The 26,774-nt window shown below is 50.6% G+C and carries 24 protein-coding genes and 2 tRNA genes; 9 read left to right on the forward strand and 17 right to left on the reverse strand.

Going from position 1 to position 26,774, the window contains the following annotated elements; all coding sequences use genetic code 11:
• Nucleotides 1-3: 3 nt before the first annotated feature.
• The 9 genes from CA832_RS05430 to CA832_RS05470 all read right to left on the reverse strand — a co-directional run bounded on the left by CA832_RS05430 (nucleotide 4) and on the right by CA832_RS05470 (nucleotide 9,825).
• Nucleotides 4-195, reverse strand: a complete 192-nt coding sequence (locus CA832_RS05430) for a hypothetical protein (protein ID WP_088340513.1) — start codon at nucleotides 193-195, stop codon at nucleotides 4-6.
• A gap of 104 nt (nucleotides 196-299) precedes the next feature.
• A complete protein-coding gene (locus CA832_RS05435; protein ID WP_088340514.1) occupies nucleotides 300-1,553 on the reverse strand; it encodes an NRAMP family divalent metal transporter in 1,254 nt (417 codons plus the stop codon).
• Between the two features lie 40 nt (nucleotides 1,554-1,593).
• Nucleotides 1,594-2,229, reverse strand: a complete 636-nt coding sequence (locus CA832_RS05440; protein WP_088340515.1) for a SanA/YdcF family protein — start codon at nucleotides 2,227-2,229, stop codon at nucleotides 1,594-1,596.
• Between the two features lie 109 nt (nucleotides 2,230-2,338).
• Nucleotides 2,339-3,631, reverse strand: coding sequence for an OmpP1/FadL family transporter (locus CA832_RS05445; protein ID WP_088340516.1), 1,293 nt, complete (start codon nucleotides 3,629-3,631; stop codon nucleotides 2,339-2,341).
• Between the two features lie 352 nt (nucleotides 3,632-3,983).
• A complete protein-coding gene (locus CA832_RS05450) occupies nucleotides 3,984-5,231 on the reverse strand; it encodes a S8 family serine peptidase (protein WP_088340517.1) in 1,248 nt (415 codons plus the stop codon).
• 305 nt (nucleotides 5,232-5,536) lie between these two features.
• Nucleotides 5,537-6,214, reverse strand: coding sequence for a DUF481 domain-containing protein (locus CA832_RS05455; RefSeq protein WP_158211884.1), 678 nt, complete (start codon nucleotides 6,212-6,214; stop codon nucleotides 5,537-5,539).
• 147 nt (nucleotides 6,215-6,361) lie between these two features.
• Nucleotides 6,362-7,123, reverse strand: coding sequence for a DUF6090 family protein (locus CA832_RS05460; protein ID WP_088340519.1), 762 nt, complete (start codon nucleotides 7,121-7,123; stop codon nucleotides 6,362-6,364).
• A 43-nt stretch (nucleotides 7,124-7,166) separates the two neighbouring features.
• The gene (locus tag CA832_RS05465; protein ID WP_088340520.1) at nucleotides 7,167-7,352 is read right to left on the reverse strand and encodes a hypothetical protein; all 186 of its coding nucleotides are present in this window, start codon (nucleotides 7,350-7,352) and stop codon (nucleotides 7,167-7,169) included.
• 103 nt (nucleotides 7,353-7,455) lie between these two features.
• A complete protein-coding gene (locus CA832_RS05470; RefSeq protein ID WP_088340522.1) occupies nucleotides 7,456-9,825 on the reverse strand; it encodes a thrombospondin type 3 repeat-containing protein in 2,370 nt (789 codons plus the stop codon).
• Between the two features lie 410 nt (nucleotides 9,826-10,235).
• Here CA832_RS05470 and CA832_RS05475 point away from each other — a divergent pair, with 410 nt between their 5' ends.
• Nucleotides 10,236-12,104 (forward strand): DUF885 domain-containing protein, encoded by a 1,869-nt coding sequence (locus tag CA832_RS05475; protein WP_088340523.1) that lies wholly within the window; start codon nucleotides 10,236-10,238, stop codon nucleotides 12,102-12,104.
• A 6-nt stretch (nucleotides 12,105-12,110) separates the two neighbouring features.
• Here CA832_RS05475 and arsB read toward each other — a convergent pair whose 3' ends face one another.
• The 3 genes from arsB to CA832_RS05490 are packed head-to-tail and all read right to left on the reverse strand — an operon-like array spanning nucleotide 12,111 to nucleotide 14,148.
• Nucleotides 12,111-13,151 (reverse strand): ACR3 family arsenite efflux transporter, encoded by a 1,041-nt coding sequence (arsB, locus tag CA832_RS05480; RefSeq protein ID WP_088340524.1) that lies wholly within the window; start codon nucleotides 13,149-13,151, stop codon nucleotides 12,111-12,113.
• 2 nt (nucleotides 13,152-13,153) lie between these two features.
• Nucleotides 13,154-13,786 (reverse strand): arsenate-mycothiol transferase ArsC, encoded by a 633-nt coding sequence (locus CA832_RS05485; protein ID WP_088340525.1) that lies wholly within the window; start codon nucleotides 13,784-13,786, stop codon nucleotides 13,154-13,156.
• 29 nt (nucleotides 13,787-13,815) lie between these two features.
• Nucleotides 13,816-14,148, reverse strand: coding sequence for an ArsR/SmtB family transcription factor (locus tag CA832_RS05490; RefSeq protein WP_088340527.1), 333 nt, complete (start codon nucleotides 14,146-14,148; stop codon nucleotides 13,816-13,818).
• Nucleotides 14,149-14,783: 635 nt separating this feature from the next.
• Between CA832_RS05490 and CA832_RS05495 the strand changes: the two genes are divergently transcribed.
• The 5 genes from CA832_RS05495 (at nucleotide 14,784) to CA832_RS05515 (ending at nucleotide 18,407) form a co-directional block, all read left to right on the forward strand.
• The gene (locus CA832_RS05495) at nucleotides 14,784-16,082 is read left to right on the forward strand and encodes a tyrosine-type recombinase/integrase (RefSeq protein WP_158211885.1); all 1,299 of its coding nucleotides are present in this window, start codon (nucleotides 14,784-14,786) and stop codon (nucleotides 16,080-16,082) included.
• 216 nt (nucleotides 16,083-16,298) lie between these two features.
• Nucleotides 16,299-16,478 carry a helix-turn-helix domain-containing protein gene (locus CA832_RS15300; RefSeq protein ID WP_088340530.1) on the forward strand — a complete coding sequence of 60 codons (180 nt, stop codon included), beginning with the start codon at nucleotides 16,299-16,301 and terminating at the stop codon, nucleotides 16,476-16,478.
• Between the two features lie 11 nt (nucleotides 16,479-16,489).
• The gene (locus CA832_RS14920; RefSeq protein ID WP_143542337.1) at nucleotides 16,490-16,894 is read left to right on the forward strand and encodes a hypothetical protein; all 405 of its coding nucleotides are present in this window, start codon (nucleotides 16,490-16,492) and stop codon (nucleotides 16,892-16,894) included.
• 561 nt (nucleotides 16,895-17,455) lie between these two features.
• Complete coding sequence (locus CA832_RS14925; protein WP_143542338.1) at nucleotides 17,456-17,815, forward strand: hypothetical protein; 360 nt, start codon at nucleotides 17,456-17,458, stop codon at nucleotides 17,813-17,815.
• Nucleotides 17,816-18,140: 325 nt separating this feature from the next.
• Nucleotides 18,141-18,407, forward strand: coding sequence for a hypothetical protein (locus tag CA832_RS05515; protein ID WP_088340535.1), 267 nt, complete (start codon nucleotides 18,141-18,143; stop codon nucleotides 18,405-18,407).
• Nucleotides 18,408-18,410: 3 nt separating this feature from the next.
• On the opposite strand, the gene CA832_RS05520 is transcribed toward CA832_RS05515, so the two are convergent.
• Nucleotides 18,411-19,055 carry a hypothetical protein gene (locus CA832_RS05520; protein ID WP_088340536.1) on the reverse strand — a complete coding sequence of 215 codons (645 nt, stop codon included), beginning with the start codon at nucleotides 19,053-19,055 and terminating at the stop codon, nucleotides 18,411-18,413.
• 260 nt (nucleotides 19,056-19,315) lie between these two features.
• On the opposite strand from CA832_RS05520, the gene CA832_RS05525 reads away from it, so the two are divergent.
• On the forward strand, nucleotides 19,316-19,942 hold the full coding sequence (locus tag CA832_RS05525; protein WP_088340537.1) for a hypothetical protein: 627 nt from the start codon (nucleotides 19,316-19,318) through the stop codon (nucleotides 19,940-19,942).
• Between the two features lie 35 nt (nucleotides 19,943-19,977).
• Here the strand turns inward: CA832_RS05525 and CA832_RS05530 are convergent.
• The 3 genes from CA832_RS05530 to mutS form a co-directional block, all read right to left on the reverse strand.
• Nucleotides 19,978-20,062: transfer RNA gene (locus tag CA832_RS05530), tRNA-Leu, on the reverse strand.
• 46 nt (nucleotides 20,063-20,108) lie between these two features.
• Nucleotides 20,109-20,181, reverse strand: a tRNA-Gly gene (locus CA832_RS05535).
• Nucleotides 20,182-20,364: 183 nt separating this feature from the next.
• Nucleotides 20,365-22,980 (reverse strand): DNA mismatch repair protein MutS, encoded by a 2,616-nt coding sequence (gene mutS, locus CA832_RS05540; protein ID WP_088340538.1) that lies wholly within the window; start codon nucleotides 22,978-22,980, stop codon nucleotides 20,365-20,367.
• 146 nt (nucleotides 22,981-23,126) lie between these two features.
• Here mutS and CA832_RS05545 point away from each other — a divergent pair, with 146 nt between their 5' ends.
• Complete coding sequence (locus CA832_RS05545) at nucleotides 23,127-23,654, forward strand: RNA methyltransferase (protein ID WP_088340539.1); 528 nt, start codon at nucleotides 23,127-23,129, stop codon at nucleotides 23,652-23,654.
• Nucleotides 23,655-23,769: 115 nt separating this feature from the next.
• Here the strand turns inward: CA832_RS05545 and folK are convergent, their stop codons facing one another.
• Nucleotides 23,770-24,921, reverse strand: a complete 1,152-nt coding sequence (gene folK / locus CA832_RS05550; RefSeq protein ID WP_088340540.1) for a 2-amino-4-hydroxy-6-hydroxymethyldihydropteridine diphosphokinase — start codon at nucleotides 24,919-24,921, stop codon at nucleotides 23,770-23,772.
• A 98-nt stretch (nucleotides 24,922-25,019) separates the two neighbouring features.
• Between folK and sppA the strand changes: the two genes are divergently transcribed.
• Nucleotides 25,020-26,774, forward strand: a complete 1,755-nt coding sequence (sppA, locus tag CA832_RS05555; RefSeq protein ID WP_088340541.1) for a signal peptide peptidase SppA — start codon at nucleotides 25,020-25,022, stop codon at nucleotides 26,772-26,774.

Genomic DNA, 26,774 nt, shown 5'->3' on the forward strand with positions numbered 1-26,774 from the left:
TTTTTAGTGGCTCAGGCGGCACTCGGCGCAGTCTTTCACTTCGCCGTAGTAGGTGTCCCTGTATTTATGAAGGGTCTTAAGCGGGATACCCAGCAGGGATTTACGGATGTAGGTCACACGGGTTTGCAGGGTTCCCATGTCTTTGTGGAATCGGGTTTCATTCTTGGTGCTGCGCGTAATGCGGATCAACTTCATGCTAGTGGTTTGAACTGCAAAACTCCCAAAATGAGGCGCTCATGTCAAGAAATGGATGTTAAACCTTTGTTATTCCGCAGGAATTGGGCCGGAATTAAAAAGAACTACCCCACCATCAGCCACAGGTAATACAGGGCAAAGAAAGAAAGGAAGAGAATCCCGGCATAGGTTAGCCAGCGCAGGGCCCTGCCAGGCCTGGAAGCCTCCGGGAGGTCCTCGCTTTGCACGTTTTTCAGGTTCATATAGCCCACCAAAGGGGCCAGGACAAAGGAAATAAAGGTGGCCAGGGCCACCAACTGCCCCATATTGGCACTCAGGGCCGTCAAAACCAGGTAATTGACCCCGGTGAGTCCCAAAATGGCTGCGGCGTAATGCCACTTCTCAGTGTAGCGCTTGCGCTTGGGCTGAAGGTATTCCAGCACATCGATGCTTACGCGGGCGATGGCATCGTGCGCGGTCATACACGTACTGAACATGGTGGCAAAGGCCGATACGGCAATAAAAATATAGGCCCATTCCCCTATATGGGTGGTAAAGAGCTGCACCACCTGGTCTGCAAAGATTACCGCGCTGCCGCTGAGTTCCGTCCCGGTGCCGTAGAGGGTCCTCAGCCCTATGATGAGGAAAAACACTGCGAGCAGGGCCGTGGTGATATACCCGGTATTGAATTCCTGGAGGGCTTCCTTAAGGCTGGGTTTCCCGCCCAGACGCTTGTATTTTTCAAGGCTCCAGAGGCTGATCCAGCTGCTGGCTTCCACTGCTGTTGGCATCCACCCGATAAGGCTGATGAGAAACAGGACCCCGACGTTGTCCAGGATGGGCGGGCGCACAAACCCGGGAGTGGCCTCCACGGCGGGTTTGTACAGGACAAGGACTGTGGTAACCAGCAGGGCTGCAAACAAAATGGTAACCACGAACTTCAGGGTGGTTTCCAGCAAACTATAGCGCCCTATGATGAGGGCGGCGCTGATAAAGGCAAACAACCCCAGGGCAATCAAGCTTACCGGGACGCTGCTGATGTTGAACAGGTTGGCCAGCAGCCCGGCCGTAACGACATACAGGGCGGCCAGGATGGTAAAGGTGGTAACCAGGGTGATGCCGGCATACACCCACATATACGCCTTGCCCCGCCTGGCATACCCTTCAATCAGGCTTTTTCCGGTAACGTTGGTGTAGCGGATGCCGAATTCGAAGAAGGGGTATTTAAGCAGGTTGGCCAGCAGGATGGGGATAATCATCAGCCACCCGTAGGTAGCCCCGGCCTGGGTGGAGAGGACCAGGTGGGAAGTCCCGATGGCCATGCTGGCAAAGAGCAGCCCGGGTCCCAGGTTTCGCAAGAGGGTTTTCAGTCGGTCCATAGTAGGTTGGCAACCCGTCTAAAATACGAATTCGGGCCGATTATTCGATGCGGATACGGTTTCCGTAAAACCGGGGTTCGGTGTTCAGGGCCAGGTCCAGGAAAACCTTTACCCGCGCCAGGTACTCGCGGGAGCGCACCTTAAGCCCCTGGGTGCCTTCCACTGCCTGCGCACTGAAACCGATGGCTTTCAGGCCTTTTTTGTGAGCCAGGTAGACGGCCCGTTTGACGTGGAATTCCTGGGAGATCACCGTGACGGAATCCAGGCCAAAGATGATCCGGGCGCGGATCATGGAATCCAGGGTGCGAAAGCCGGCGTAATCCATAAAGATGCGGTTCTCCGGGATCCCCCCGGCCACCAGGTCTTTCTTCATTGTGTCCGGCTCGTTGTAGTAGATGCTGCCATTGTCCCCGCTAACCAGGACATAGCCAATCTTGCCCGCCTTGTAAAGCGCCAGGGCAGCATCAATACGGTATCGGTAATAAGGGTTGATGCCGCCTTCGGGCCGGTGGCGGGCGGTGCCCAGTACCAGCCCCACCTTGTTGTAAGGGATGGCCTGCGCGTCGGAGTAGATATAGTCTTTAGCCCCCCATTCCACCAACAGGTGCGATCCGAGGATTGCCAGGAGGGGAAGCAGGGCCAGCAGGCCCAGGCGTTTTGCCCATTTTGAGATCATAGCGGCGGTTGCTATGGATTAAAAATACGCATTTCGGGCGGTTTGCACAGAATGCAATTCCCCGGAAGCACCAGCCCCCGGGGAATAACAATCCAACATGCAGTTTGGCTTACCAACTGTACTTGGCACCAAACATCAGCATGGAAGTGGTCATATCATAAGACACTTCACTGCCTGGGAGCGCACCCAGGGGCGGAAAATTCTGTGCTTGTGTGGGATCAAGAATGGGACCGGAGGTAGCATCGCCTGATGATCCGTAATGGAAAACCCCGTCAATGGTGAAGCGGTCGCTCAACTCATAGCCCAATCCAAACTGGAAGGCATTCTTGATAATAGCTGTCGCCGGCACGCTGAAGAAGGCCAACTGCTCCTGAATGGGGTTGGAGCTATAGGTATATCCTACCCTGAGTGGGAGCCGGTTGATGCCCTTGTACTGAATCCCGGCGGAGATAATGTTGATATTTTCCCAGCCAAACCCGGCTACTGAGCCAGTTTGGGTCCATCCGGAAGCTTCGAAGCCGTCTGTGTTTTCGTAATCGACCAGGCGGTAGTCCAGGGCCAGGTCTACATTACCCAGGGAATACCCGAGGCCAAAAGACCATATAGCCGGGTAATCCAGGTTGAATTCGTTGGTGCCTGTGGTGCCATCCAGGTAAACATTTTCGAACTCAAAGTCCCCGAAGGTCTGGGTAGTCTTGTAGGAAGCTCCTGCTTTGAATCCTTTGCCGGAATCAAAAAAGACCCCTACCTGTGCGCCAAAACCAAATGCGGAAGAGGCTCCGTCCGTGCTGGGATAGCCTGCTGTCTGACTGGGATTGGCAGTTGGGTTTGGTGTAAGGTCCAGGGAGCCGATATTGAAGGTGGGCTGTACCCCGACAGAAAATTTATCGGAGAGCTCATAGGCATAGGCAACTCCTACCTGGAATAAACTGTAATTGGACTCCACCCGGCCAAAACCCCTCTGGTTTTGAGGGAAGTTGATCGGGTTGGTGCTGCTTTCCGGGAAGGTTACCCCAAAGCCGCTGATTCCAAAGGCGGAGAACCCGAAGTGGTGCCTGGTTTCCGAGCCTACCTTATAGGCTAAAGCCGGCAGAGGGGAGACACCCCGGTCGTCCTCAGTGGTGCCGCTGAAAGTAGCACCGGATCCCGGATCAGTAACCGAAGAACTCAATTCCGGGGAGGAGAAGAACAACCCGATGTCAAAACGCAATTCGTCCTGGTCAAATGCAGTTATGGAGGCTGGGTTCCATTGCATGGCTCCGGAAATATCCAAGGGTTGACCTGTGGCGGCGCCCCCCATGGACATGTTTACCGAACCTACACCCTGCATGATATGCCCGGCCTGCGAAAAGGCCCAGGGAATGCAGCAAAAAACCAATAAATAGGTGCTGAGAATTCTCATCGTATAAAGATTTAATAGTTTCCTTTTAATGAACCCGGAAAGGGTTCGTCAGGAAACGGCTGAGGTTGGATTGCGCATGCAAGGTAGGTTCGAAAACCAGGGAAATTCATGATAAATATCATGCCCGGAAGAGGGCTAAGGGCCCGCTATAGCAGGGATAAGCACGTGTGGGTGTTTTGATGGCTTTTCGGAATAACAGTCTGCTGCTGGCTTCTTTCAGGGGATGGGGATAGGTTGTAGGTGGGGGGGCGGGGTCCCCGTAAAATTGCATTCTATTAGCCCGTCGGCGTTGGTATACAGAACAAAAAAACCGGGGCTGACATGCCCCGGTTCAAAATCCATTCAGGTGGTCTTACCTGGATGCAATCGGATCGGCATTTCCGTCCGGGTCTCCATTGACATTTCCGCTGGTTGAAACATTCCCCCAAAGCAGGATCCCGCAGACATGTGGCGAGGCCATGGAAGTGCCGCTAATGGTATTGTAGCCGCCGTCCTTCCAGGTAGATTTGATGGCTACGCCAGGAGCGCAGTAATCTACGGGCGGGTTTCCATAATTGGAGAAGGAGGCAAAGTTGTCATTGCTGTCCATGGCAGAAACCGTATAAATATTGTTGCCATTGGCCCTTGCGGGGGAGTGGTTGTTGGCATCATCACTTTCGTTGCCGGCCGCCAGGGCAAATTTAACCCCTCCCTGTGCTGCTGCTTCCACAGCGGCGTCCAGGGCGGTGGAAATAGGCCCGCCAAGGCTCATATTGGCCACATCACCATTTCCGGCATTGGCTCCTACAAAGTCCACGCCGGCAATCACTCCGGAATAGGAACCGCTCCCGCGGGCGCCCAGTACTTTTACGGGTACTACGGTGGCTCCGGCGGCAACCCCTACCACGCCAACGGAGTTGTCGATAGCTGCAATGGTCCCAGCCACGTGCGTGCCGTGACCGTTGCCATCGTCCAGACTCCTGCCGTCCTTACCGCTGGTAAAGGCATTAAAGCCCGCCGCGGCATCTACATTCAGGTCTTCGTGGTCCAGGTCGATCCCGGTATCCAGGATATAGGCTTTCCCGCTTCCGGTATACGTCTGGCCTCCACCTACGCGAGTAATGCCATAAGGGGTATCCTGGCCAGTGGAACCACCTCCGCCGCCTCCGCCATTTCCGGGACCTTTTCCGGGGGGAGGTGCCAGGATAATCAGGTAATCCTGTTCTATGGTCTTAACACGCGGGTCGGCACTTAAAAGGGTCAGTTGCTGTTCGGAAAGTTTGGCGCTGAACCCTTCCACGGAAAAGGCATATACGGATTTAATGGCTTCCGAATTCAGACCCGCCTTGGCAAACTGGGAGAGGAGTTGCAGTTTGCTGTTTTGGGTGGCGCTTTTATAGGCAGAGGGGCCTTTTGCGGATTTGGGGGAATCCAGGGTCCCGGGCTGCAGGGTAACTACATACTGCCCCGGAATGGCCTGGAAGTTTTGTTCCACCAGCAGGGCGTTCTGGTTTTCGAGGGTTTCGAAGATAGCTTCGTTCCCTCCCCGCTCGCAGGACGCTAAAAAGGCGAAGGCGGCCAACAGACTGCAACCCACGCCGGTTTTAAAGGATCTTTTCATGAATAAAAGGTTGTAATTAATGATTAGAATTTAACAATCGGAGCTTAAGATAGTTAAATTTTTAACATTCTTAACGATATGTTAATAAATAGGAAATAACTTACAAATAGCCCTTGGCAAGGGTTATTTGATGTGGGTTCAAGGCTATTAGTAATGAAATCGGTTGTTATCGGGATTTTATGGGAAAATTCCCGTACTGCTGGCCGATGGCAGGGAGATCTGGTATCTTGTTGATGGGGGGCGCCCCTAAAGCAATCGAACCTCCCTTGCTGCCTGTCGGTGTCCCTTCTTCAAACCCAGAACCCTTAAATCGAAAAACTCAGCCCGAAGTACACATTGGACGAACTGTCCGACACCCCGGCAGGGGTTTCACTCATCAGGAAGTAGTTGTACGAACCAGAGATACTTATGACTTCGCTTATCGGCACCTCAATTTTGAATTGCTGCAGGATCCTGTGATTACTGATGGCCCGGTATAGCGGCTGGAAATAAATCGTGTTGGTAAGGCTCACTTTTTCGTCTTTGGTAGTCAGGGAAAGGGAGAAGTAGGCGTTGTGGCGCCAGTTGTAGTTTTTCTGGTCAAAACCGGAACTCTCCTCAATCTCGTACATCACCGACTGCCCCAGGTAGGCGCTCAGGTGGTCCTTGTCCACCACTTTGAGGCGGATCCCGGCCCCGGCCAGAAAGCGGGAGTCGATGACCAATAGTTTGTTGTTCTGGTGCTGCAGGAAGGCCTCCGTCCGGAAGAGCTGGCTGATCTTGCGGTTGTACCGCCCGTGCAGCAGCCAGGAATTCTGGTAATCCTGGTCCTGGGTGCTGACCAGGCTGTAATTGCCCAGCACAAAGAATATTTCCCTGAGGTCCCGGGACTTCCATTGCCAGGTGGTATTTGCGCTCACCGAGTACACATAGTCGTCGTTTTGCTTGGAATAGTTAAACCAGGCGTCGGCTACCATAGCAAAGCGTACGGAATCCGTCTGCATTCGGCGGGTTTCGATGTTGACCAGTTGGGCGCTGGCCCATTCAGATACGAATAAAGTAAGGAGCAACAGACCCAGTCTACTGCATCGCGAATACGATTGGATTCGAAAAGGGTTTTTGGAAAGGAAGGTGCTCATAGACGGAAGCTTCTATTCATTCGATACGGGTTCTATCAATTCCAGGATGCGTTCTGAGGCCTCGAGCAGCTCGCCGTAGAAGCGTTCCAGTTGAGTGGCCTGGTAATTACGGGAAACAAGCAGGGTTTCAAGGATCGCATCGGCAAGGAAAGTTTCTGGGTCAATGGCGCGCAATGGTCTGGGGTCGTCCGCATATTTAGTGCTTAAGAATTCAAACTCATTATCCTTTTGAAAGGTTTCCGGGTAGTGATTAGTGATGTAAGGTTCGAACTTGGATTGGATATGCGTGTTTGAAATATGTTCCCGTTCATTGGTCCGCGCAATCAGGGCGTAATAGTTTAATATCGCCGTTTGCAAGTCCTGTTGGAGGAAGGGGATTTCATTCGATTGGGTAAGGGTCTGAAAAGCATTGGTGTTCGGACGGAATTCGTGTTCGAGAATCAGCAGGAGCAAATACGTTTTTAAGGCAGGGTCTACCGGAATAAGTGTTTTCATCTGCAGGAATGCGGAGTCCGATGCCATCCGGTTCTGGGTCATCGTAGACCTGAGGGCCTGTAGCTGCACCTGATCCTCTTTTATGTTCTGGCTCAGCACCGTCAGGTGGGTTTCAATGGAATGGGCTAACTGCCTTTCTTCACTCCAGGCATTGATCTGAAGGGCAATAAGGATACCGATCACTACCAGTACAATCTCCCCGGTAGCATAAAGCAAATAGTTCCGCAGCCGGTTCTCGGCGAGCAGCCGGCGCCGGATAAGTCGAAAAAAGCGCAACATGGGCCCTGTAAGTCGGTTGCCTGGGGGGCAACCTTCCCCAAACTTACTCCTTGGAAGTCAGTGAGAGGTTGATCACGATGGCCATCAGCAGCCAGATCATCCAGGTTTCCCCATGGCTCATTTCATAGGTGGAACCCGCCGCCCGGGCGATAAATAAAATAACGTAAACGACAATCGGAGAAGCCACCAGGCTGATGCCCAGTTTAGTAAGCGTCTTTTTGATATCCATGATTCGGTTGGTTTGAAGTTAAAGTAGTTAATTTTTTTGAATGTGGTGATCAAAATATCCTCACCCAGGTTATGTAGGATTTTATAATTCCGATTGATCCGAATTATTCACAATTCAAGGAATATATGTCTTCAGAATCTTTGAGCCAACCTACAGGAATATCATCTAATTGTGATTGCGATACTTTTATACAAGTCAAAGGGTTATTCGTAACATTTAATTGTGTTAGGCCAACAAATTCACTAACATCAAACGCTGTGAAATTGCAATTGGATATGTCAATTTGAGCCAAGTTGGTTACGTCATTTAATGAGGCAGGATCTGACAAGTCAAGAAATATGGTGCTTAGGTTCGGATTATTACTGGCGTTAATTATTTCCAGGTTGTTCCCTACTCCTGCATCAAAACTTATAGATTGTAAGAGATTATTATTTGATATGAAACAACTTTTGATGCCCTGTAATCCGGGAAGGGTAACCGTCGTGGGATTGTTGGAGAAGGTTAATTGGGTTGGATAGCCATCATCAAGTGTCAGATTCCTGAATACATTATTATCGCTGATTTCCAATTCCTGACTACGACTTTCTACCATATAAACGTCCGACAGACTTTGATTGTTTGAAATTGTGATTCGATTCATCTGGCTAAAAGAGAAATAAACAATTTCTAGATTTTCATTATTTGTTATGGACACATTTTGACTTGGTAAGCTGAAGTTTTCAGAGATATCGATTCTTTGAAGTTGGTTGAGACCATTGATATCCAGCCCATTACTGAATATTATCGAACCATTGAAATTTAAATTCACTAAAGCTTTACAGGCTTCTAATCCTGTGAAATCAACTTCCACCGGGTAGGGTCCGGGAAAATCTCCAGCGTTGATGCCGAGGCTTACTATCCCACTTAAATTAGCCGTCAAAACATAGTCGTCCAGAAAATCATCATAACCTTTGTCGATAAGGAATTGCTCGAAGCCGTCGTCTGGCACAAAAGTTACTTCACATCCGCTGTTGTTAACTTGTGATCCTTCGGGTGTATCCGGACAATTATCCAAGTTATCTGTCACACCATCCTGGTCGGTATCTTTCTGACTTTCGGAACACCCCAATTCGTCTACCATTTCTCCGACCGGGGTATCCGGGCACTGATCCTGGGTGTTTGAAACGCCATCTCCATCGTCATCCTTCTGACTTTCAGCACATCCTTGACTGTCCACAGGTTCTCCTGTGGGTGTTGCGGGACATTGGTCTTCAGCATCATTCACCCCGTCGTTATCTGAGTCTTTCTGGCTGTCCGAACAACCATTTTCATCTACTGTTTCCCCCACAGCAGTCCCAGCGCAATTGTCTCTATCATCGGTTACTCCATCTGCATCTGAGTCTTTCTGGCTATCCGAACAACCGTTTGCGTCTACGGACTCTCCTGATGGGGTGTTCGCGCATTGATCCCGGTCATCATTCACACCGTCATTGTCGGTATCCTTCTGGGATTCGGAACAGCCCTGGGCGTCTACGGCTTCTCCATTGGGGGTATTGGCACATTGGTCGTTTTCATCTGCCACCCCGTCTCCATCGCCATCCTTCTGGCTGTCAGAACAACCATTTTCATCTACTGTTTCTCCTGCAGGTGTTCCCGGGCACTGGTCCAGATCATTGGTGACACCATCCTGGTCACCATCCGTTTCCGCTTGGGAGCAACCAAATTGATCTACTTCTTCACCCTGAGGGGTTTGTGGGCATTGATCAAGATCATCGGTTACTCCATCACCATCAGAATCCAGTTGGCTCGAGGAACATCCGACGTCGTTAACGGCTTCTCCTTCAGGTGTGCCCGGGCATTGGTCAATGGAGTTGGGAACACCATCTTCATCAGCGTCCTTCTGACTCTCAGCACATCCGTTGGCGTCTACAGACTCACCTTCCGGCGAGTCAGGACAAAGGTCTAAATTGTCGAAGACCCCATCCTCATCACTGTCCTTTTGACTTTCAGCGCATCCGCTAGCATCAACGGATTCATCGGAAGGGGTATCCGGACAAAGATCTTTATCATCTTTTATACCATCATTGTCAGAATCCTTTTGTTTTAAGGAACAGCCGTTTTCATCGGCTATCTCACCAGGTTGGGTGTTTGGGCACAGGTCTTTATCATTAGGCACTCCATCACCATCAATGTCTTGTTTTATAAAGACAGCGGTAATTTCTATGTCTTTGTTTATTGTGAATTCCAGGGGGTTGGTTTGGCTGTTAATGTCGCCAATCCACCTTTCAAAATCATAACCTTTTGCTGCAATGGCGGATAGGGACATTGCTTTTCCGGACTCAAAGCTTCCGGAAGAGGGGTTAACAGAACCCGATCCTTCGGGGGTAACTTTAACAGAAAGCAGAAATTTCTCTGGAGATTCTTTGGAACACCCCAGGTAAAGTGTGGTTAGGGCCAGAATAGCTGCAATCGGAAGATATATTCGCTTGTTCATATAGGTCGTTTGGACGAAGGTTAGAATCCATGAGCGACCTGTCCTGAACCTGATTTACGGTAGAACCAGTGACCTAAAAGAATTGGGGATACGCAAGATAAGGCATGTTCTTTGACATCCTATGAGGTAAACCGTAATCTGCCGGTTTTTCTGTGTGATTGGTTTTTCTGGTATTAACCGCTTTACTGATAAAGCAATGCTCAATTCCATGAGATTCATGGTTTAAATGGACAACTGACTTTATTCCTTGGTGTTCGGAGGTGAGCAGAATAGCAACTGGGTAAATCATATTCAATACTAAGATCTATATGGTGCCATAAATTTTGGTTGATGCCACTTCTGGAACTTTATTTGCAATCCCGCTTTTTTCAGTCTACTTTTTGGGGATATTCACTAAATAAGATCTGCTCATGTCATCCACTCTCTCTTATCGCGCCCATTATTATCGGCCCCTGGCCTTCCTGTTCAGCTTGTTTCTGCTGCTTTCCTGTGGGGAAGAGGTGGAGACACCCCCGGACCAGAAGGAAGCGCTTAACGCCTGGTTCGATGCCAAATTCGAAGAGGAACTGCAGATGAGCCCCCTGCAACTAACCGTTATGGGTCGCAAGGAGCTGTACGACCAAATCGATGACTTCAGTATGGAAGCCCAGCAGGAGCACCTCGCCTGGAAGGAAGCCACGGTGGAGGAGTTGCGGGCCAAATTCAACTATGAAGCCCTGGACGATACGGACAAAACCTCTTACGACCTCTGGGTCTACCAGTACGAAATGGAGAAAGAGGGCCAGCCGTTCTGGGGGATGGACTATGTCTTTGACCAGATGCGGGGCATGCATGCCATGCTCCCCAACTTCCTGATCAATTTCCACCGGGTAGACAGTTTGCCGGATATGGAAGCCTACATTGCCCGCGCAGGGGAAGTGGGCCGCGCCATGGAACAGCTCACCCAGCGGGCCAAGGCCCAGGCGGCGGAAGGAATTCTTCCTCCCAGGTTCGCCTTCGAGACGGTATTAAAGCAGACCCAGGCCCTGCTGGAGGGGAAGCCGTTTTCCGATTCGGAGCAAAGCGCCCCGCTCATGGCGGATATGGAACGGAAGATTGCTGCCCTCCTGGAGGCCGGGGCAATCGACCAGCAGAGGGCCGATTCCCTCACCCAGGCCTCGGCTGATGCCCTCACCGCATCCTTTGAGCCGGCCTACCGGGGGCTGGTGGCCTGGCTGGAAGCCGAACTGCCGAATGCCCCGGAAACCCCCACCGGGGTGAGCCGCCACCCCAATGGGGAAGCGTTTTACAACTACCGCCTTAAGTCGTCTACCACCACGGCCCTGACCGCGGAGGAGGTGCACCAGATTGGCCTGGATGAGGTGGCGCGGATCCAGGGGGAAATGTTGGCGATAAAAGATAAGGTCGGGTTTGAAGGCGACCTGAAAGCCTTCTTTGAATTTGTCAACACCGATGCCCAGTTTTTCTTTCCGAATACGGATGAAGGCCGGCAGGCGTACCTGGACGAGTCCACCGCCTATCTGGATGCGATGTATGAGAAACTGCCCGACTACTTCGGGATCCTCCCCAAGGCGGGCCTGGATGTAAAGCGGGTGGAAGCCTTCCGCGAGCAGGACGGCGCCCCTCAGCACTATTACCCGGGTACCCCGGACGGGTCCCGCAACGGCACCTATTACGCCCACCTGTCGGATATGACTGCCATGCCGAAATCCACCATGGAGGGGGTGGCTTACCACGAGGGCGTCCCGGGCCACCACATGCAGATCTCCATCGCCCAGGAACTGGAGTCCGTTCCCACCTTCCGAACCCAGGCCGGTTTTACGGCCTACAGCGAAGGCTGGGGCCTGTATTCGGAAACCCTGGCCGGAGAAATGGGGGGGTATGAAAACCCGTATTACGATTTTGGGCGGTTGGTCAATGAAATCTGGCGGGCCATCCGCCTGGTGGTGGATACCGGCCTGCATGCCAAAGGTTGGACCGAGGCCGACGGCATCCGGTACTTTGAGGAGAATTCCTCCATTGCCCCCGGGGCCATCAAGGCAGAAGTCCAGCGCTATATGGTGATGCCCGGGCAGGCTACTTCCTATAAGATCGGAATGCTGAAGATCCAGGAACTGCGCCGGAAAGCCGAACTGGAACTGGGCGAGCAGTTCGATATCCGCAAATTCCACGATGCCATCCTGGGAGGGGGCGCCATGCCGCTCGAGCTCCTGGAGCGGCGCGTAAATGAATGGATCCAAGAAACCAAGGCCGCTACGCCCCCCATTAAGGAGGGGTAGGGGTGCCTAATCCTTGGAGTAATACTTTTTGCGCAACCAAAACGCTACCCGTACCAAAAGGATCAGTGCGGGAACTTCTACCAGGGGGCCGATAACCCCTGCAAAAGCCTGCCCTGAATTCAACCCGAACACGGCAATGGCCACCGCAATGGCCAGCTCAAAATTGTTGCCTGCAGCGGTAAAGGCAATGGCGGCATTTTTATCGTAGGAGGCCCCGGCTGCCCGGGTGAAAAAGAAGCCGATCAGGAACATCAGGGCAAAGTAGATCAACAGGGGAATCGCGATAAGCACCACGTCCATGGGTATTTCGACAATGAGTTCCCCTTTTAGTGAAAACATGACCACGATTGTGAATAAAAGGGCAATGAGGGTCAGGGGCGAAATGGTGGGGATAAACCGGGTACTATACCATTGCTCTCCTTTCAGTCGGACCAGCACAAGCCTGCTCAAAAAGCCCAGGGCGAAAGGAATCCCCAGATAAATGGCCACGCTTTCCGCTATAGTGCTAATAGAGATATCCACTATGGCGCCTTCGAATCCGAAATAGGGGGGGAGGACGGTTATGAAAATCCAGGCGTAAAAGCTGTACCCGAACACCTGGAAGATACTGTTCAGGGCTACGAGGCCGGCGCCGTACTCGCTGCTTCCTTCGGCCAGGTCATTCCAAACCAAAACCATCGCAATACAGCGGGCCAGGCCAATCAGGATAAGCCCCACCATATATTCGGGATACTCCCGTAAGAAGGTAATGGCCAGAACAAACATCAGGACAGGCCCAATCACCCAATTCAGGATGAGGGAGATCGAAAGGATTTTGACGTTGCTGAAGACTTTGGGCAGCAGGTTGTAATTCACCTTTGCCAGGGGGGGATACATCATCACAATAAGCCCGATGGCGATGGGGATATTGGTCGTGCCGGAGCTCAAGGCGTTAATGGAGTCGGCGATGGAAGGAATCAGGTAGCCCACACCCACACCAATTGCCATGGCGAGGAAAATCCAAAGGGTTAGAAACCGGTCCAGAAAGCCTAGTTTTTTAGCAGCCATAATCAGGGGTTAATCTGTGAAAAAACATACCATAACTCGGTAGCGATCTGAATGCTCCGCTCCAAGTATTTCCGGGATTGTTCCGGGGTATGGTCAAATGTCTTGGGGTCTTCGAAGGTAATGGGAAACCGCTTTTCGGCCCCGGGTACAAACGGACAAGCCTCATTGGCAGAATCGCAGGTCATTATGGCGGCAAATTCAGAAGCCGGATTAAAGGGGTGATCCATCTTTTTGGAAAATCCGATTATGGGAGGTTCATTTTCGGCGTATTTAATGGCATAGACCGGATTGGCTCCTTCGGAAAGTTTCAAGACGTTAAATCCCTGGGAATGCAGGGTGTCAGCCACCTTAGGGAACAGGGCGGTTTCCTCGGTGCCCCCTGAATAGCTGATGACCTTCGCAAGGCCGAAATATTGGGCCAGGGTTTGCGCCCAAACCTGCGATAAATGACTTCTGCGGGAGTTGTGTGTGCAGATAAAGTTCAGGCGGATAGCCTGCCTGGCGGTTACTTTTGATTGGATGTAAGCCGCGAGGGCGTTCAGGATTTCCCTGCGGTCTGTGGGTATAGACTCAGGGCGAAGGGATTTTAAGAAGTCCCCTATTTCCGGGAACAGAACGGATTTGGTTGGTGTCATAGCAAATTGATTAAAGCAGGCAGACTCCATTAACAACATTCCTGGCCCAGGTTCAGGTCCTGATCCAGAAATGCTTTAAACGCATCCACCCTGTTTTTCCATTGGATCTTATCAATACAATAGCAAACCCTTGTACCATCTACTTCCCCTTTTATCAACCCCATTTTCCGGAGCTCCTTCAGATGTTGGGAAATGGTCGGTTGTGCCAGACCAATCTCATCCACCAAATCCCCGCATATACATGCGTTTACAGCAATGAGGTGCTGTAAGATGGCAATCCTGGCCGGGTGGGCAAAGAGTTTGGCTATTTGCGCCAGCTCATTCTGGGTTTCTGTGAATATTTCGGTTTTAGTAAGTCCCATATCTCATATTAATCGCAATAATACGATTAAAAGTTTTTTGATACTAATTTGGAAGCAAAAAGGGGTGTAAATCCCGGTTTGATGCCACCGTTATACAGGGGATGTAGCATCGCGCGTCCTGCCCGAACGAATTGAAAGAGGAAAAGCCAGGTTTTGAGGATGGGACGGGAATTCCTCGTTCCTTCGGAACTTCGCGAGTCCCGCCCGAACGTGTTGAAGAAGGTATGTCAGTTATTGGAAGACGGGAATTACCTCTCCCGATAGCTATCGGGATCGGTGAGTCCCGCCCGAACGTGTTGAAAATAAAAACCTGAGCCCGTTGGGCTCGGGTTTTTTGTTTCGCTCCTGTGTTCGCTCAAGCGAGCTTGGCTCCACAGTTTCGAAACAAAAAACCAGCGCACCTGCGCTGGTTTTTATTAATCCGTACTCGGGACGGGACTTGAATATAAGTGATATACAATCGACCCAAGGCTTAGTGAGTATGCGGGATGTACTGGTATAAGGCCTGCTATGATGAATTTTAGACATCTTTGACATGTAGTGCATACTATTTCCTGGTGGATTATAATTTGGCAAATATGTTAGGAAGACGTTAGGAAATATGATAAATTAAGGCCAAGCAAAAATAGATGGCCATGGCTAAAATTAAGTGCAGACTAAAAACCAACGCTACCAATGCATCTATATTCCTTCAACTGTCAATGGGCAGAGGAAAAGTATACGAGCGTAAAACGGGCTGGAATATTGATTCACGGGCATGGAGTAAGGAAACAGGCTACCCTAAGCAGAACTTAGCCGAACATAAGAAATTGGCCCAGGATATAAAGGGCCTGGAGTTAGCCATTTACAAAGAGATAAACAAAGCAGAGACAAAGGGGGATATTATCGATGGTAATTGGTTGTCAGATTGCATAGATGTCTTCTTTGGCCGAAAATCTGAAAAGGGATATAGTGAGTCGGTTATATTCTGGATAGACCACATTTTAGAAAATGCAGAATTGCGGAGGAACTCTAAGGGAGGTCTTGGCCTTAGTAAAAGTAGGATCCAACAATACAAGCAACTAAAGGACAAGTTTGCAGAGTTTCAAGGCAATAAGAGCATTAGAATAAAAGAAATAGACCAGGCTTTAGGTCAGGAGTTTTTTCGGTTTCTCTACAAGACTAAGAACTATAGCGAATCCTACTCCCTAAAAATATTAGAAAATCTTAAATCCGTGTGCTATGAAGCGGGGATGTATGTTGAGGTCTCACCTCAACTTAGAAAGATAAAAAGCGGTAAAGTAAAAAGTAAGTTTATCGTCTATTTAAGCCCTGAAGAATTAAAGAAAATTGCTGATGCTCCCATAATGTCCCCTCATTTAATTAATGCCCGTAAATGGCTTATTTTGGGTTGCTGGGTAGGGCAAAGGGGAAGCGATTTACTGAAAATGACAGAGGACTCCATAAAGGAGGAAAAGGGATTTAAATACTTCCAAATAATACAAGGCAAAACGGGCAAGAGGATTCAGGTTCCTTTATTACCAGAAGCACAAAGGATCATAGAAACCGGATTTCCTCATAGAATAGCCATCCAAAATCTAAACAACTATATAAAAGAAGTAGGCAAAATAGCAGGTATTGACCAATCAATTAAAGGCAGTAAGAAGGATCCCGCAACCAACCGAAAGGTAGAGGGAACTTATCCTAAATATGAACTTTTAGGCACCCACGTATGTAGGCGTTCATTTTGCACAAATCTCTATGGAGAATTACCAACCCCGGTAATAATGCAGGCTTCAGGTCATAGCACGGAAAAGGTGTTTTTGGGGTATATAGGTAAGTCAGGAGTAGTAGGCTTTAGAGAGCATTGGCAAAGACTAATGGATCGGCATATAAACAAAGAGAGGAATACGCCTCAATTGAAAATAATCACTAAATCCACAAGCGGCACATAATCAGCATTGTATCTCGACAACATCAATAATAACTATGCTGTTAATAATGTTAATAAATAAGTTTTATACCGCAAGTGCATAGTGGTATCTTAGTGGTGCCTACAATGAAAAAAGGCGAAGTCCTACGTAGGCAGGAGCAACGCCCTTTGAAAATAAAGCACTTCAAAGATACTGTTCCTTAAGGACTTTGCCATAACATTTTAATGCTTTTTAAATATGGCAAACGAAGAACTAAACGAAAGGTTCCTTACACGACGTGAGGTTGCTGAAAAATTCCGTGTAAACGAATCTACGGTTTACAGATGGCGGCAAAAGGGGATAATTAAGGCCTATGGAATCCAAGGCCGAGTCCTCTATAAGCAAAGCGAAATCCAAAAGCAACTTATAGAACTTTAAAAACTCCGGTCATGGGAAAAATTCCAAGGCCGGTGATCCATCTATACGATGAGGTCAGCCCTGGCAAATTTGCCACGGTACGGCATTTTCAGTTGTGTGAAACAGTATCTAAACCGCCTGCACTTTCTCCCCATCTCAACATTGCAGAGAATAGGAGTTTTGCAAAATCCAACCCTGTTTATTGGGTAAAAGAAAGGATAGGTAGTGTCTGGTCTAAAAAGGCCTTAACGGGGATATGGAAGGCGCCTGTGGACGGGTTCTTTTACGGGGATTCCAACAGAAGGCAAAACCTTTTACTATTTCAGTTTGTAGGGGAGCATTTAAGGGTGTATTTCTTTCGGGATTACTATACCCGAGATATATCGTCTGTTATACAGAGTCTTGCCGGTACTTCGGGACATGGTCTAAGAAATTGAGACAGTCCAGGACGTACAATGGTAGATTACCTAAAAGCAGACGTTTTAGGCATGTCTCCCGATGTGCTAAAGTCAAATGGGCTATTAGACTTCAATACCCAGGTTTCTTTAAGAACTGGAGTATTGGGGTCTTTTGCCCAGGCTTTTTATAATGGGTTGAAGTTCCGTGTATATGAGCCTACAGATACATACCCTATGGGTAGAGTCACGATAGAAGGTAGCCTACATAAATACTGGAATGATGGGCGTCATAACTATAATGATTTTAGTCTAAAAGGGAATCACCAGGCGTTATCAGACATTCAAACGAGGTTTAGCATATCGCCACAACAAATTTCGCTAAGACAACTTGAATTAGGACTGAATCTTTCAATTGACCATAGCCCTGAAGCAATTATAAAAAACATGATGTTCCACAGAACCGATAGGATATGCAGCCCAATTCCGAGTCATCGTGGCACCTATTTTCACGTTGCCAGAAGCCAGAAAGTGCTAAAATGGTATAATAAGTCGAAGCACATGAATAGCAGCGGTATAAAGGCTCCGGAAAACCTATTCCGTATGGAAAACAAATACCTAAAGATGGCTGAAATCAACGGAATGGGTATTTATTCCCTATCGGATCTTATTTGTGCCGATTTGCCATGCCTGGTTGAAAATATCCTACTAAGAGAATGGGAGGGGGTAATTTATTATGATGAAAGGGCCCTTGAAGGGCATAAGCACAAAGAGCAATACGGAAACCTACGCTTTTGGGAAGGTCTGAAGTACGAGAACTTTAAATACCACAGGAAGCAACTAAAAAGAATTTATACCGATAATCCGCAATGCGTTAAAGAAATCATCAGGCGTAAGATCGTAGAAAAATGCAGGCAGTTAAATGACTATACTACCGAAATTGACACTTTATGTATAAGGTAAATTCCGGTAGTGATTATGAATACGACTCTTATTTGTACGAATCAAGCCAAAGCAGCCTTTAAGATGTGATTATTCTAAATGGAAACAAAAGGCATATACATTATTCAAATGTCGTCCTCATCGGACTCACTAAACATAGCGTCCCAATGTTTTTTTGCACCCTTGAACAAGAAGGCAACAATGAAGATGGCTAATAGGATTGACCCTCCAATAACATACTCCATATGATATTTTTTTGGAAAATTATAGGACATGAAAGCCTTATCCTTGCGGTAATCCGTAAAGACTATATTCTTACAAGGTTGAATAATCAAAAAAAATCAAAATGAGCCGTGGAGGTGTAAGACCTGGAGCCGGAAGGAAATCCAAGGCTGAAGAACAAGAGTTAGTAGAGAAATTAAGCCCTTTAGAGCCAATAGCCTTTAAAGCACTTACAGAAGCCCTGTCAGAGGGCCAGAGATGGGCTGTAAGGCTCTATTTTGAATATATGTATGGTAGACCTGCACAACAGGTTAATCGTAGTGAGTTTGTTGAGCAGCCATTGTTCGGGGATATTGAAATAAGGAGGGAAGTTGTATATAAAGAAATATAATTGCTATAACCCTCCAAAGGGATCTTCATAATCAATGAAATCTTCTGGTTTATACCATTTTAATACATAAGAGCAATTACAACCCAAATCACCAAATGGCTTTTTGGTACAATTATTCGGTATCGGTCTTGATTCAATCAATTCTTCAATTGTAAACCTTTTTCCCTTTTGAGACCTTCCAAAATCGCAGTATTCATCTTGGCAAGTAATCTCAATTCCCCATTCTTCTGGATTAGTTTTTTGGTTTAACTCTATTTTATAAAGAGTAAGTAATTCACTATTCGCTTTTGTTAAATAATCAATTGGACTAACTCCCTCATATTTCGCTACAAACTCGCCCATAGCCCTATAAGTGAACCAATTCTTAAAGTGTATCTCCTTCCTGTCCCTATTGACATCGTTCTCCAGGACTCTCTTAAACATACCCATTACTATTTTCCTTAATTCCGGCGGACCATTTTCATATTCCTTATCCCAAGCCATCAACTGGTACAAAGTATCCTCCCAATAATCATTGAAATTTTCAAAATCATTTCTTCTTTCAAGAAAATAAGACCAGTTAAAATTTACATAACCTTTATCCAGGTATCTGCTAAATAATCCGCCGTAGTCCCGAACAACCTTTTGAATGGTTAGTTTTTCAGTCATATTGCATGAATCTAAATATCAATCAAAATAAAGTTAACCATATTGTACTCTTTGAGTCCAATACGGTCGCGTTTATTATGAAGAATTTACTTCAGGAATGATGAGTGCCATCAACGCCTTATTTTATGGCTATGGCCAAAATGTAATTACATTGTAGGCTTCGCACTAAATGTTGAGGGCTTTAAAGTGGATTCGGTTCTTTTAAACCTTATGGAAAGGTGCTGGGAGGCTGTTTCTATTGATTCGTAAACCTATCCTAAATGAAAGAATTTACCCTGAAAAGAGGTTGGAATAGAAATAAGCATCTTTTTAAAGTTGTGTTAGGTTGGGACTGGGCTGATCTTGAAACGGATTACAAATCCCTAAAAATGAAGAAGGATATATCCGAAAAGGACTATTTCTGGGGTTTGTTAAACCGAATGCTGGTTAGGTCCGATGATGACACTCAGAATATACATTCTCTTAATAAGAGCATTTACCTCACAATGGCCTGGTTTGTTCATTGGTATGAAGGTAAATCTGGCCTGCCATACTCCAGGCTTATGATTCAGGCCGAAATAATGGACTGTAAATTTGGTCATATTCCCAATAGTCACGTGATGTACGAAATTGCAGTTATTCCGGATCCAGAATGTACATATGCGCGAAGTTTAAAAGACACAAGATACCCTATAGATGTTGATGACATTCCTTTGGCAACAAATGACTGTTTACGTCCAGTATGCCGATGTTGCCTAAGCGTGGTCCCAAAAAGGGACGAAAACGGGCGACTTGTTTTTAAAAACAGGCCCTCAAATGGGGAGTTAGTTACAAAAGTGCCCGAAAGAATAGGTTTTTGGGCTATGGTTCGGAAGATGTTAGGAAAAAATAATAAAACAAACCCCTAAAAACTTGTTTATAAAGTCAATAGGGGTTTGAAAAGTACTCGGGACGGGACTTGAACCCGTACGGCCACAATGGCCATTGGATTTTAAGTCCAACGTGTCTACCAATTCCACCACCCGAGCAGGGGCGAACAAAAAAACGCTGACAGGCAGCGTTTTTTAAGCTCTGAGCGAAAAACGGGATTCGAACCCGCGACCTCCACCTTGGCAAGGTGGCGCTCTACCAACTGAGCTATTTTCGCGTGTTGCGAAATTGCTTCCGAGCGCGATTCGAGTTTTCGAAGGTGGCGCTCTACTCCCGATAGCTATCGGGAAGCTATTTTCGCATGTCAATAAGTCTTGATGCTCCCGAAGGATGCGGATGCAAATTTAATACATTTTGGGGAAAAGCAAAGAACTTTTTGGCGAAAAAGGAAGGTTCTGGATCAGGAGGAAGCCCGTTTTTTAGCCGCGAGCAGCCGCTTGATTTCGTTGAGTTTCATCAGGGCTTCCACGGGGGTAAGCTGGTCGATGTTCAGGTCCAGGATTTCGTCCCGGATCTGTTCCAGCAGCGGGTCGTCCAGCTGGAAAAAGCTCAGCTGCATGTCGTTCTGGGCCTGTTGCAACCCTTCGGTGAGCTGGTCGGCGGAGTGGCTTTGTTCGAGCTTTTCCAGGATTTTCTGGGCCTTGCGCACCACCTGCCCGGGCATCCCGGCCATTTTGGCCACGTGGATCCCGAAACTGTGGTGGCTTCCCCCGGCCTGCAGGGTCCGTAAAAACAGCACCTTGTCCTTGAGCTCCTTTACCGCCACGTTGTAATTGCGGATGCGCGGAAAGCGGGAGGCCATCTCGTTGAGCTCGTGGTAATGGGTAGCAAACAGGGTTTTGGGCCGGTCCGGGTGTTCGTGCAGGTATTCGGCAATGGCCCACGCGATGGAAATCCCGTCATACGTACTGGTACCCCGCCCGATTTCGTCCAGCAAGATCAGGCTGCGGCTGGAGAGGTTGTTCAGGATGGAGGCCGCTTCATTCATCTCCACCATAAAGGTGGATTCCCCCAGGGAAATATTATCGGAGGCCCCTACCCGGGTAAAAATCTTGTCTACCAGGCCCAGGGTGGCGCTTTCGGCCGGGACAAAGCTGCCGATCTGCGCCAGCAGGCAAATCAGGGCTGTTTGCCGCAGGATGGCCGATTTACCGCTCATATTGGGTCCGGTGATCATCAGGATTTGCTGGCTTTCCCGGTCCAGCCACAGGTCGTTGGGGATGTAGGACTCCCCGGCGGGGAGCTGGTGTTCAATCACCGGGTGGCGGCCTTTGGTCATGCTCAGGTCCGTCCCGTCGGTCATGGCCGGCTGGACATAGTTGTTTGCAGCGGCCAGGGTGGCAAACCCACACAGACAGTCCAGCTGTGCCAGGGCGGCTGCGGTTTCCTGAACCGGCCCGATGTACTCCTGCATCCACACCACGAGTTGGGCAAAAAGCTGCTGCTCCAGTTCCAGGATGCGCTCTTCAGCCCCCAGGATGCGCGATTCGTATTCCTTGAGCTCTTCGGTGATGTAGCGCTCGGCATTGACCAGGGTCTGCTTGCGGATCCATTCCCCGGGCACCTTGTCTTTATGGGTGTTGCGTACCTCAATGTAGTACCCGAAAACGTTGTTGGAGGCAATTTTAAGGGAGGGGATGCCCGTGCGGGCCGATTCCCGTTCCAGCATCTGGTCCAGGTAGTCCTTCCCGCTGTGCGCCAGCCCCCGCAATTCGTCCAGTTCCGGGGAAAACCCCGGGGCAATGGTGGTGCCCTTGCCCACCTGGGCCGGGGCCTCCTCCATGAGCATGGCTTTGATCCGATCCCTCAGGGCGTCGCAGGGGTCCATCTCCCCGGCCAGTTCGGCCAGGGCCTGGGATTCGCAATCCTGGAGGGCGCCTTTAACCGGTAGCATGGCCTCCAGGGAGTTTTTCAGGTGGACCGTTTCCCGCGGGCTTACCTTCCCGGCGGCTACTTTGGCGATAAGGCGCTCCAGGTCCCCCATGCGCCTGAGCTGCTCCTGGGTTTTTGACAGGTCCTTGTCGTTGGCTTTCAGGAAGGCCACGGCCTCGTGGCGCCTGCGGATGGGTTCCAGTTGTTTCAGGGGCAGGGCCAGCCACCGTCGCAACATGCGCCCGCCCATGGGGGATCGCGTTTTGTCGATCACCTCCAGCAGGGACACCCCTTGCCCGTTGCGGCTGCGGAACAGCTCGAGGTTCTCGGTGGTAAAACGGTCCATCCAAACGTAGTCTTCCGTAGAGAGCCGTTTAATGGCGCGGATATGCGCCAGCTGCCGGTGCTGGGTTTCCGCCAGGTAGTGCAGGATAGCCCCGGCGGCGATAATGCCGGCTTTCTGGTTTTCCACCCCGAAGCCCTTAAGGCTGGTGGTTTTGAAATGCCCCGTGAGGGTTTCCTTGGCGTAGTCCTCCTGGAAGACCCAGTCGTCCAGGTAAAAGGTGTGGTAGCGCTCGGGAAAGGTTTCCCGGAACAGGGCGCGCTGGTTTTTCGGAACAAGTACTTCCTTGGGCCCCATATTCTGCAACCACTTGTCCGCGCCTTCCGAAGAGGCCTCTGCCAGGAGGAATTCCCCTGTGGAGATGTCCAGGAAAGCCACCCCCATCCGGCGCTGTGAAAAGTGCACCGCAGCCAGGAAGTTATTGGCTTTGGCCTGCAGCAAATCGTCGCTCAGGCTTACCCCTGGGGTCACCAGCTCGGTAACGCCCCTTTTGACGATGGTCTTGGTCTGTTTGGGGTCTTCCAGCTGGTCGCAGATGGCCACCCGCTGCCCGGCCTTGACCAGCTTAGGCAGGTAGGTGTTCAGGGCATGGTGGGGAAAACCCGCCAGGGCCGTCTTATCGCCCCCGTTGTTCCGATTGGTGAGTACAATGTCCAGGATCTCGGCGGCTTTCTCGGCGTCGGAGCCGAAGGTCTCGTAGAAATCGCCCACGCGAAAGAGCAGCAGGGCATCCGGGTATCGGGTTTTGATACCGTTGTACTGCTTCATCAGCGGGGTTTCCTTCTTGCTTTTCGATGCCACGGGCCTGGGGTTTGCGCAATGGAACGAAAATACAGGATTCCCCTTGCCTTCCCAATGCCTGTTGATATTTTCGGATAACTTGCCAGGAAGTGATCTGGCCTCCCATTTCCAGCTTTTATGGTACTTTTGGCCCTCAACCTTTTTCCATGCGCAAGTTAACCAACGAGGAACTCGACAGGCTCGACCCCGAAGGCTTCCAGAAGGCCCCGAAAACCCCGGTGGTGGTAGTGCTGGACAATGTCCGCAGCCTGCACAACGTAGGGTCGGTATTTCGCTCTGCCGATGCCTTTCGAATCTCTGGGATCTACCTCTGCGGCATTACGGCAACTCCACCCCATAAAGACATTCGCAAAACCGCCCTGGGGGCTACCGAAACGGTAGCCTGGGAATATGCCGAGGATACCGTAACGCTGCTCCAGGAGCTCCGCAAGACCCACCAGTGCTGGGCCGTGGAGCAGGCTGAAGGGGCCGTCCCCCTCACCGATTTCCAACCGGAGGCCGGCAAGCCTTACGCCCTGGTAATGGGGCACGAGGTAAAGGGGGTGGGGCAGGAGGTCATCAACCTCTGTAACGGGGTGGTGGAAATCCCGCAGATTGGCACCAAGCATTCCCTGAATATCTCGGTGGCAGCGGGGATAGTTCTCTGGGATTTCTGGAGTAAGACCCGGACATAAAAAAACCCGGCTCCAGAGGAGCCGGGCTGCATATATACATGCTTTGAGTTAGTTGGGTTCGTTTAAACGGACGCGCAATTACGGTTTTTACTTCCAGATTTGCAACTTATCCCCTCTATTTAACAGCATCCCGAAGGTGGTAGGCCAGCATCTGGTCCAGGATTTCCAGGTAATCTTCGTCCCGCTTCACAAAATCTTTCCCTTCCAGGTCAATCACCAGGGCATTCAGGTGAGGGGCGTTTTTCATAAAGTCGAAGTACCCCCGGTGTATCTGTTCCAGGTATTCTGCCGGGATGCCCTGTTCGTAGGAGCGGCCCCGCTGGGCAATCTGTTGCAGCAGGCGCTCGGTGCGCTGGTAGAGGTAGACATAAAGGCGGGGCTTGCGCACTTCGGAATACATCAGCTCAAAGAGTTTCCGGTAGAGTTTGTACTCGTCTTCCTGCAGGGTGATCTTGGCGAAAATCAGGCTTTTGTAGATGTCGTAGTCGCTCACCATGAACGGGCGGAACAGGTCCAGCTGGGCCGTGTCGTCTATATACTGTTGGTAGCGGTCGGCCAGAAATGACATCTCCAGGGGGAAAGCATAGCGCTCCCGGTCCTCGTAGAATTTCGGGAGGAAGGGGTTTTCCGCAAAGCGCTCCAGGATGAGTTTGGCATTCATCTCTGAGGCCATACGCCTTGCCAGGGAAGTCTTGCCAGCCCCGATATTCCCCTCTATGGCCATAAAACCAATATCTGCAAAGGCTGCTGCCCGGTCCGGGTGGAGCCCCAAGGAAGTCTTTTCAAGGGCCGAACGGTCTTTGCAGGCCTGCAGCATGTTGCGGGTATCCCGTTGCAGTTCCGGGTGGTAGTACTGGGGGGCGAGGTCCGCCAGCGGCTTCAGGACAAAAGCCCGCTCCGGGATTCGGGGGTGGGGGATCCGGAGCCCTGGCTGGTCTACAATGGCCTCCCCGTAATACAGGATGTCTATATCCAGGGTCCGGGAGTGGTACCCCGGCCCGCGGTGGCGCTCCCTGCCCAGTTCCCGCTCAATTTCGAGCAGGACCTCCAGGAGGGCCTCCGGGGAGAGAGCGGTATGCAGTTCCAGGCAGGCATTCAGGAAGGCATCCCCCTCAAACCCCCAGGCCGGGGTCTGGTATACCGGGGAGAGGGCGGCTACCCGCCCGGCCTGGGTACCAATCCGGAAAACAGCTTTCTGCAGGGCCCAGGCCCGGTTTCCCATGTTGCTGCCCAGGGACAAGTAAACTCGTGTTTTTCGCACTGCCATAGTGGGGCAAAGTACGTAAAAACACCTGGAATGAGACCACACAGAGCAGAACGCAATTTCCTGTGCGAATGGTTATCTTTGCACTTCCACAAGTGTATATGGCATTTTTAAGAAATCTACTGGCAGCAATCCTCGGGAGCCTGATCGCTTTCGGGCTCGTGTTTTTCCTTTTCCTGATCTTCGCCAGCCTGGCAGGGGCCAGTGAATCGGTGGTGGTCCGGGAACATTCCGTGTTGGAACTCTCATTTCCCTATCCGGTTAGCGAATATTCGGGCCAGGACCCGGACGATCCGTTCGCAGCCTTCTACGACCCTTCCCAGGGCCTGGATGAAATCACCAAGGCCATCCGCCTGGCCAAAGACGACGACCGCATTGCCGGGATTAGTCTGAGTACCCCCAACCTCATGGCCGGGATGGCGCAGACCCGGGCTATCCGGGAAGCCCTGAAGGACTTCCGGGAGTCGGGCAAGTTCGTCTATGCCTATGGGGATTTCTACATGCAACGGGGCTACTACCTGGCCAGCGTATCGGACAGTGTGTTTATCAACCCCAGCGGCACCTTCGATTTCAAAGGCCTTGCCGCCGAGGTCCTTTATTTCGGGGATTTCCAGGAAAAGTCGGGGTTCCGTATGGAGGTGGTCCGCCACGGCAAGTATAAAAGCGCGGTGGAGCCGTTTCTGGGCGACACCATGAGCGAGGAGAACCGGGAGCAGATCGGGCAGTTGCTGCAGTCGGTATGGGAAAATATGCGGGAAGAAATGGCCCAGAGCCGCGACCTTTTAGGGGAGGACCTGGACCGCATTGCCGGGAACCTCTCGGCGCGCAGCCCCAGTAAGGCAGTTGCCTCCGGCCTGGTAGACGGGGTAGCCTACCAGGACGAGTACGACCAGAAACTCTGGGAGGCCGCAGGCGCTTTCGGCAGCCGCCTGAGGGTAACCTCCCTGGAGGATTATATGCGGGCCACCCGGAACAAACGGGTCTATAAGGGTGCCGACCGCATTGCAGTAATTTATGCCCAGGGGGAAATCCTCTATGGGGAAGGCGGCCCGCAGTATATCGGCCAGGGCCAGATGCTGGAAGCCTTGCGCAAGGTGCGGGAAAACGACCGCATCAAAGCCGTGGTGATCCGGGTAAACTCCCCTGGCGGAAGCGCCCTGAGTTCTGAAATTATCTGGCGGGCCATCAGCGAGACGCGCAAAGAGAAGCCAGTTGTGGTCTCCCTTAGCGACGTGGCGGCCTCCGGTGGGTACTACCTGGCAGTAGGGGCAGACCATATTGTGGTGGAGCCTACGAGCATTACCGGGTCCATTGGGGTTTTCCTTACCGTGCCCAATATCAGTGAGCTCAGCAAAAACATCGGGATCAATGCGGAACAGGTGGGCACCCACCCACTTGCCCTGGACTATTCGCTCTTCGAGCCAATGAGCCCGGAATTCCGCGAAGTACTCCGCGAAGGGGTGGAGGAAACCTACCAGACCTTCCTGCAGCGGGTGGCCGATGGCCGGGGCATTTCCCTGAGCGAGGCAGACAGCGTGGCCCAGGGTCGGGTCTGGAGTGGTACAGAAGCGGTAGCTAACGGACTTGCCGACGCGTTGGGCGGCATGCCGGAGGCCCTGGACAAGGCAGCCGAGCTGGCGGGTCTCGAATCTTTCCGACTGGAGTCCTACCCCAAGTACAAAAGCGGTCTGGAGCGCCTCATGGAAGATTTCGGGGGCACCAGCGCCGCCACACCGTCCCGGGTTCTGGAGCGGGAGTTGGGGGAGGAATGGGCACAATTGCTGAAACAACTCAAGGGCCAGCTGGAGCAGCAGGGGATGCAGGCGCGCCTGCCCTTTACCCTGAAAATCCAGTAG

It is taken from the genome of Robiginitalea sediminis (assembly GCF_002198115.1).
GTDB classification, from domain to species: domain Bacteria; phylum Bacteroidota; class Bacteroidia; order Flavobacteriales; family Flavobacteriaceae; genus Robiginitalea; species Robiginitalea sediminis.

Coding starts and splice junctions, on each gene's coding strand:
- CA832_RS05430 (WP_088340513.1), bottom strand. CDS start 195: ATGAAGTTGATCCGCATTACGCGCAGCACCAAGAATGAAACCCGATTC.
- CA832_RS05435 (WP_088340514.1), bottom strand. CDS start 1,553: ATGGACCGACTGAAAACCCTCTTGCGAAACCTGGGACCCGGGCTGCTC.
- CA832_RS05440 (WP_088340515.1), bottom strand. CDS start 2,229: ATGATCTCAAAATGGGCAAAACGCCTGGGCCTGCTGGCCCTGCTTCCC.
- CA832_RS05445 (WP_088340516.1), bottom strand. CDS start 3,631: ATGAGAATTCTCAGCACCTATTTATTGGTTTTTTGCTGCATTCCCTGG.
- CA832_RS05450 (WP_088340517.1), bottom strand. CDS start 5,231: ATGAAAAGATCCTTTAAAACCGGCGTGGGTTGCAGTCTGTTGGCCGCC.
- CA832_RS05455 (WP_158211884.1), bottom strand. CDS start 6,214: ATGCAGACGGATTCCGTACGCTTTGCTATGGTAGCCGACGCCTGGTTT.
- CA832_RS05460 (WP_088340519.1), bottom strand. CDS start 7,123: ATGTTGCGCTTTTTTCGACTTATCCGGCGCCGGCTGCTCGCCGAGAAC.
- CA832_RS05465 (WP_088340520.1), bottom strand. CDS start 7,352: ATGGATATCAAAAAGACGCTTACTAAACTGGGCATCAGCCTGGTGGCT.
- CA832_RS05470 (WP_088340522.1), bottom strand. CDS start 9,825: ATGAACAAGCGAATATATCTTCCGATTGCAGCTATTCTGGCCCTAACC.
- CA832_RS05475 (WP_088340523.1), top strand. CDS start 10,236: ATGTCATCCACTCTCTCTTATCGCGCCCATTATTATCGGCCCCTGGCC.
- arsB (WP_088340524.1), bottom strand. CDS start 13,151: ATGGCTGCTAAAAAACTAGGCTTTCTGGACCGGTTTCTAACCCTTTGG.
- CA832_RS05485 (WP_088340525.1), bottom strand. CDS start 13,786: ATGACACCAACCAAATCCGTTCTGTTCCCGGAAATAGGGGACTTCTTA.
- CA832_RS05490 (WP_088340527.1), bottom strand. CDS start 14,148: ATGGGACTTACTAAAACCGAAATATTCACAGAAACCCAGAATGAGCTG.
- CA832_RS05495 (WP_158211885.1), top strand. CDS start 14,784: ATGGCTAAAATTAAGTGCAGACTAAAAACCAACGCTACCAATGCATCT.
- CA832_RS15300 (WP_088340530.1), top strand. CDS start 16,299: ATGGCAAACGAAGAACTAAACGAAAGGTTCCTTACACGACGTGAGGTT.
- CA832_RS14920 (WP_143542337.1), top strand. CDS start 16,490: ATGGGAAAAATTCCAAGGCCGGTGATCCATCTATACGATGAGGTCAGC.
- CA832_RS14925 (WP_143542338.1), top strand. CDS start 17,456: ATGGAAAACAAATACCTAAAGATGGCTGAAATCAACGGAATGGGTATT.
- CA832_RS05515 (WP_088340535.1), top strand. CDS start 18,141: ATGAGCCGTGGAGGTGTAAGACCTGGAGCCGGAAGGAAATCCAAGGCT.
- CA832_RS05520 (WP_088340536.1), bottom strand. CDS start 19,055: ATGACTGAAAAACTAACCATTCAAAAGGTTGTTCGGGACTACGGCGGA.
- CA832_RS05525 (WP_088340537.1), top strand. CDS start 19,316: ATGAAAGAATTTACCCTGAAAAGAGGTTGGAATAGAAATAAGCATCTT.
- CA832_RS05545 (WP_088340539.1), top strand. CDS start 23,127: ATGCGCAAGTTAACCAACGAGGAACTCGACAGGCTCGACCCCGAAGGC.
- folK (WP_088340540.1), bottom strand. CDS start 24,921: ATGGCAGTGCGAAAAACACGAGTTTACTTGTCCCTGGGCAGCAACATG.
- sppA (WP_088340541.1), top strand. CDS start 25,020: ATGGCATTTTTAAGAAATCTACTGGCAGCAATCCTCGGGAGCCTGATC.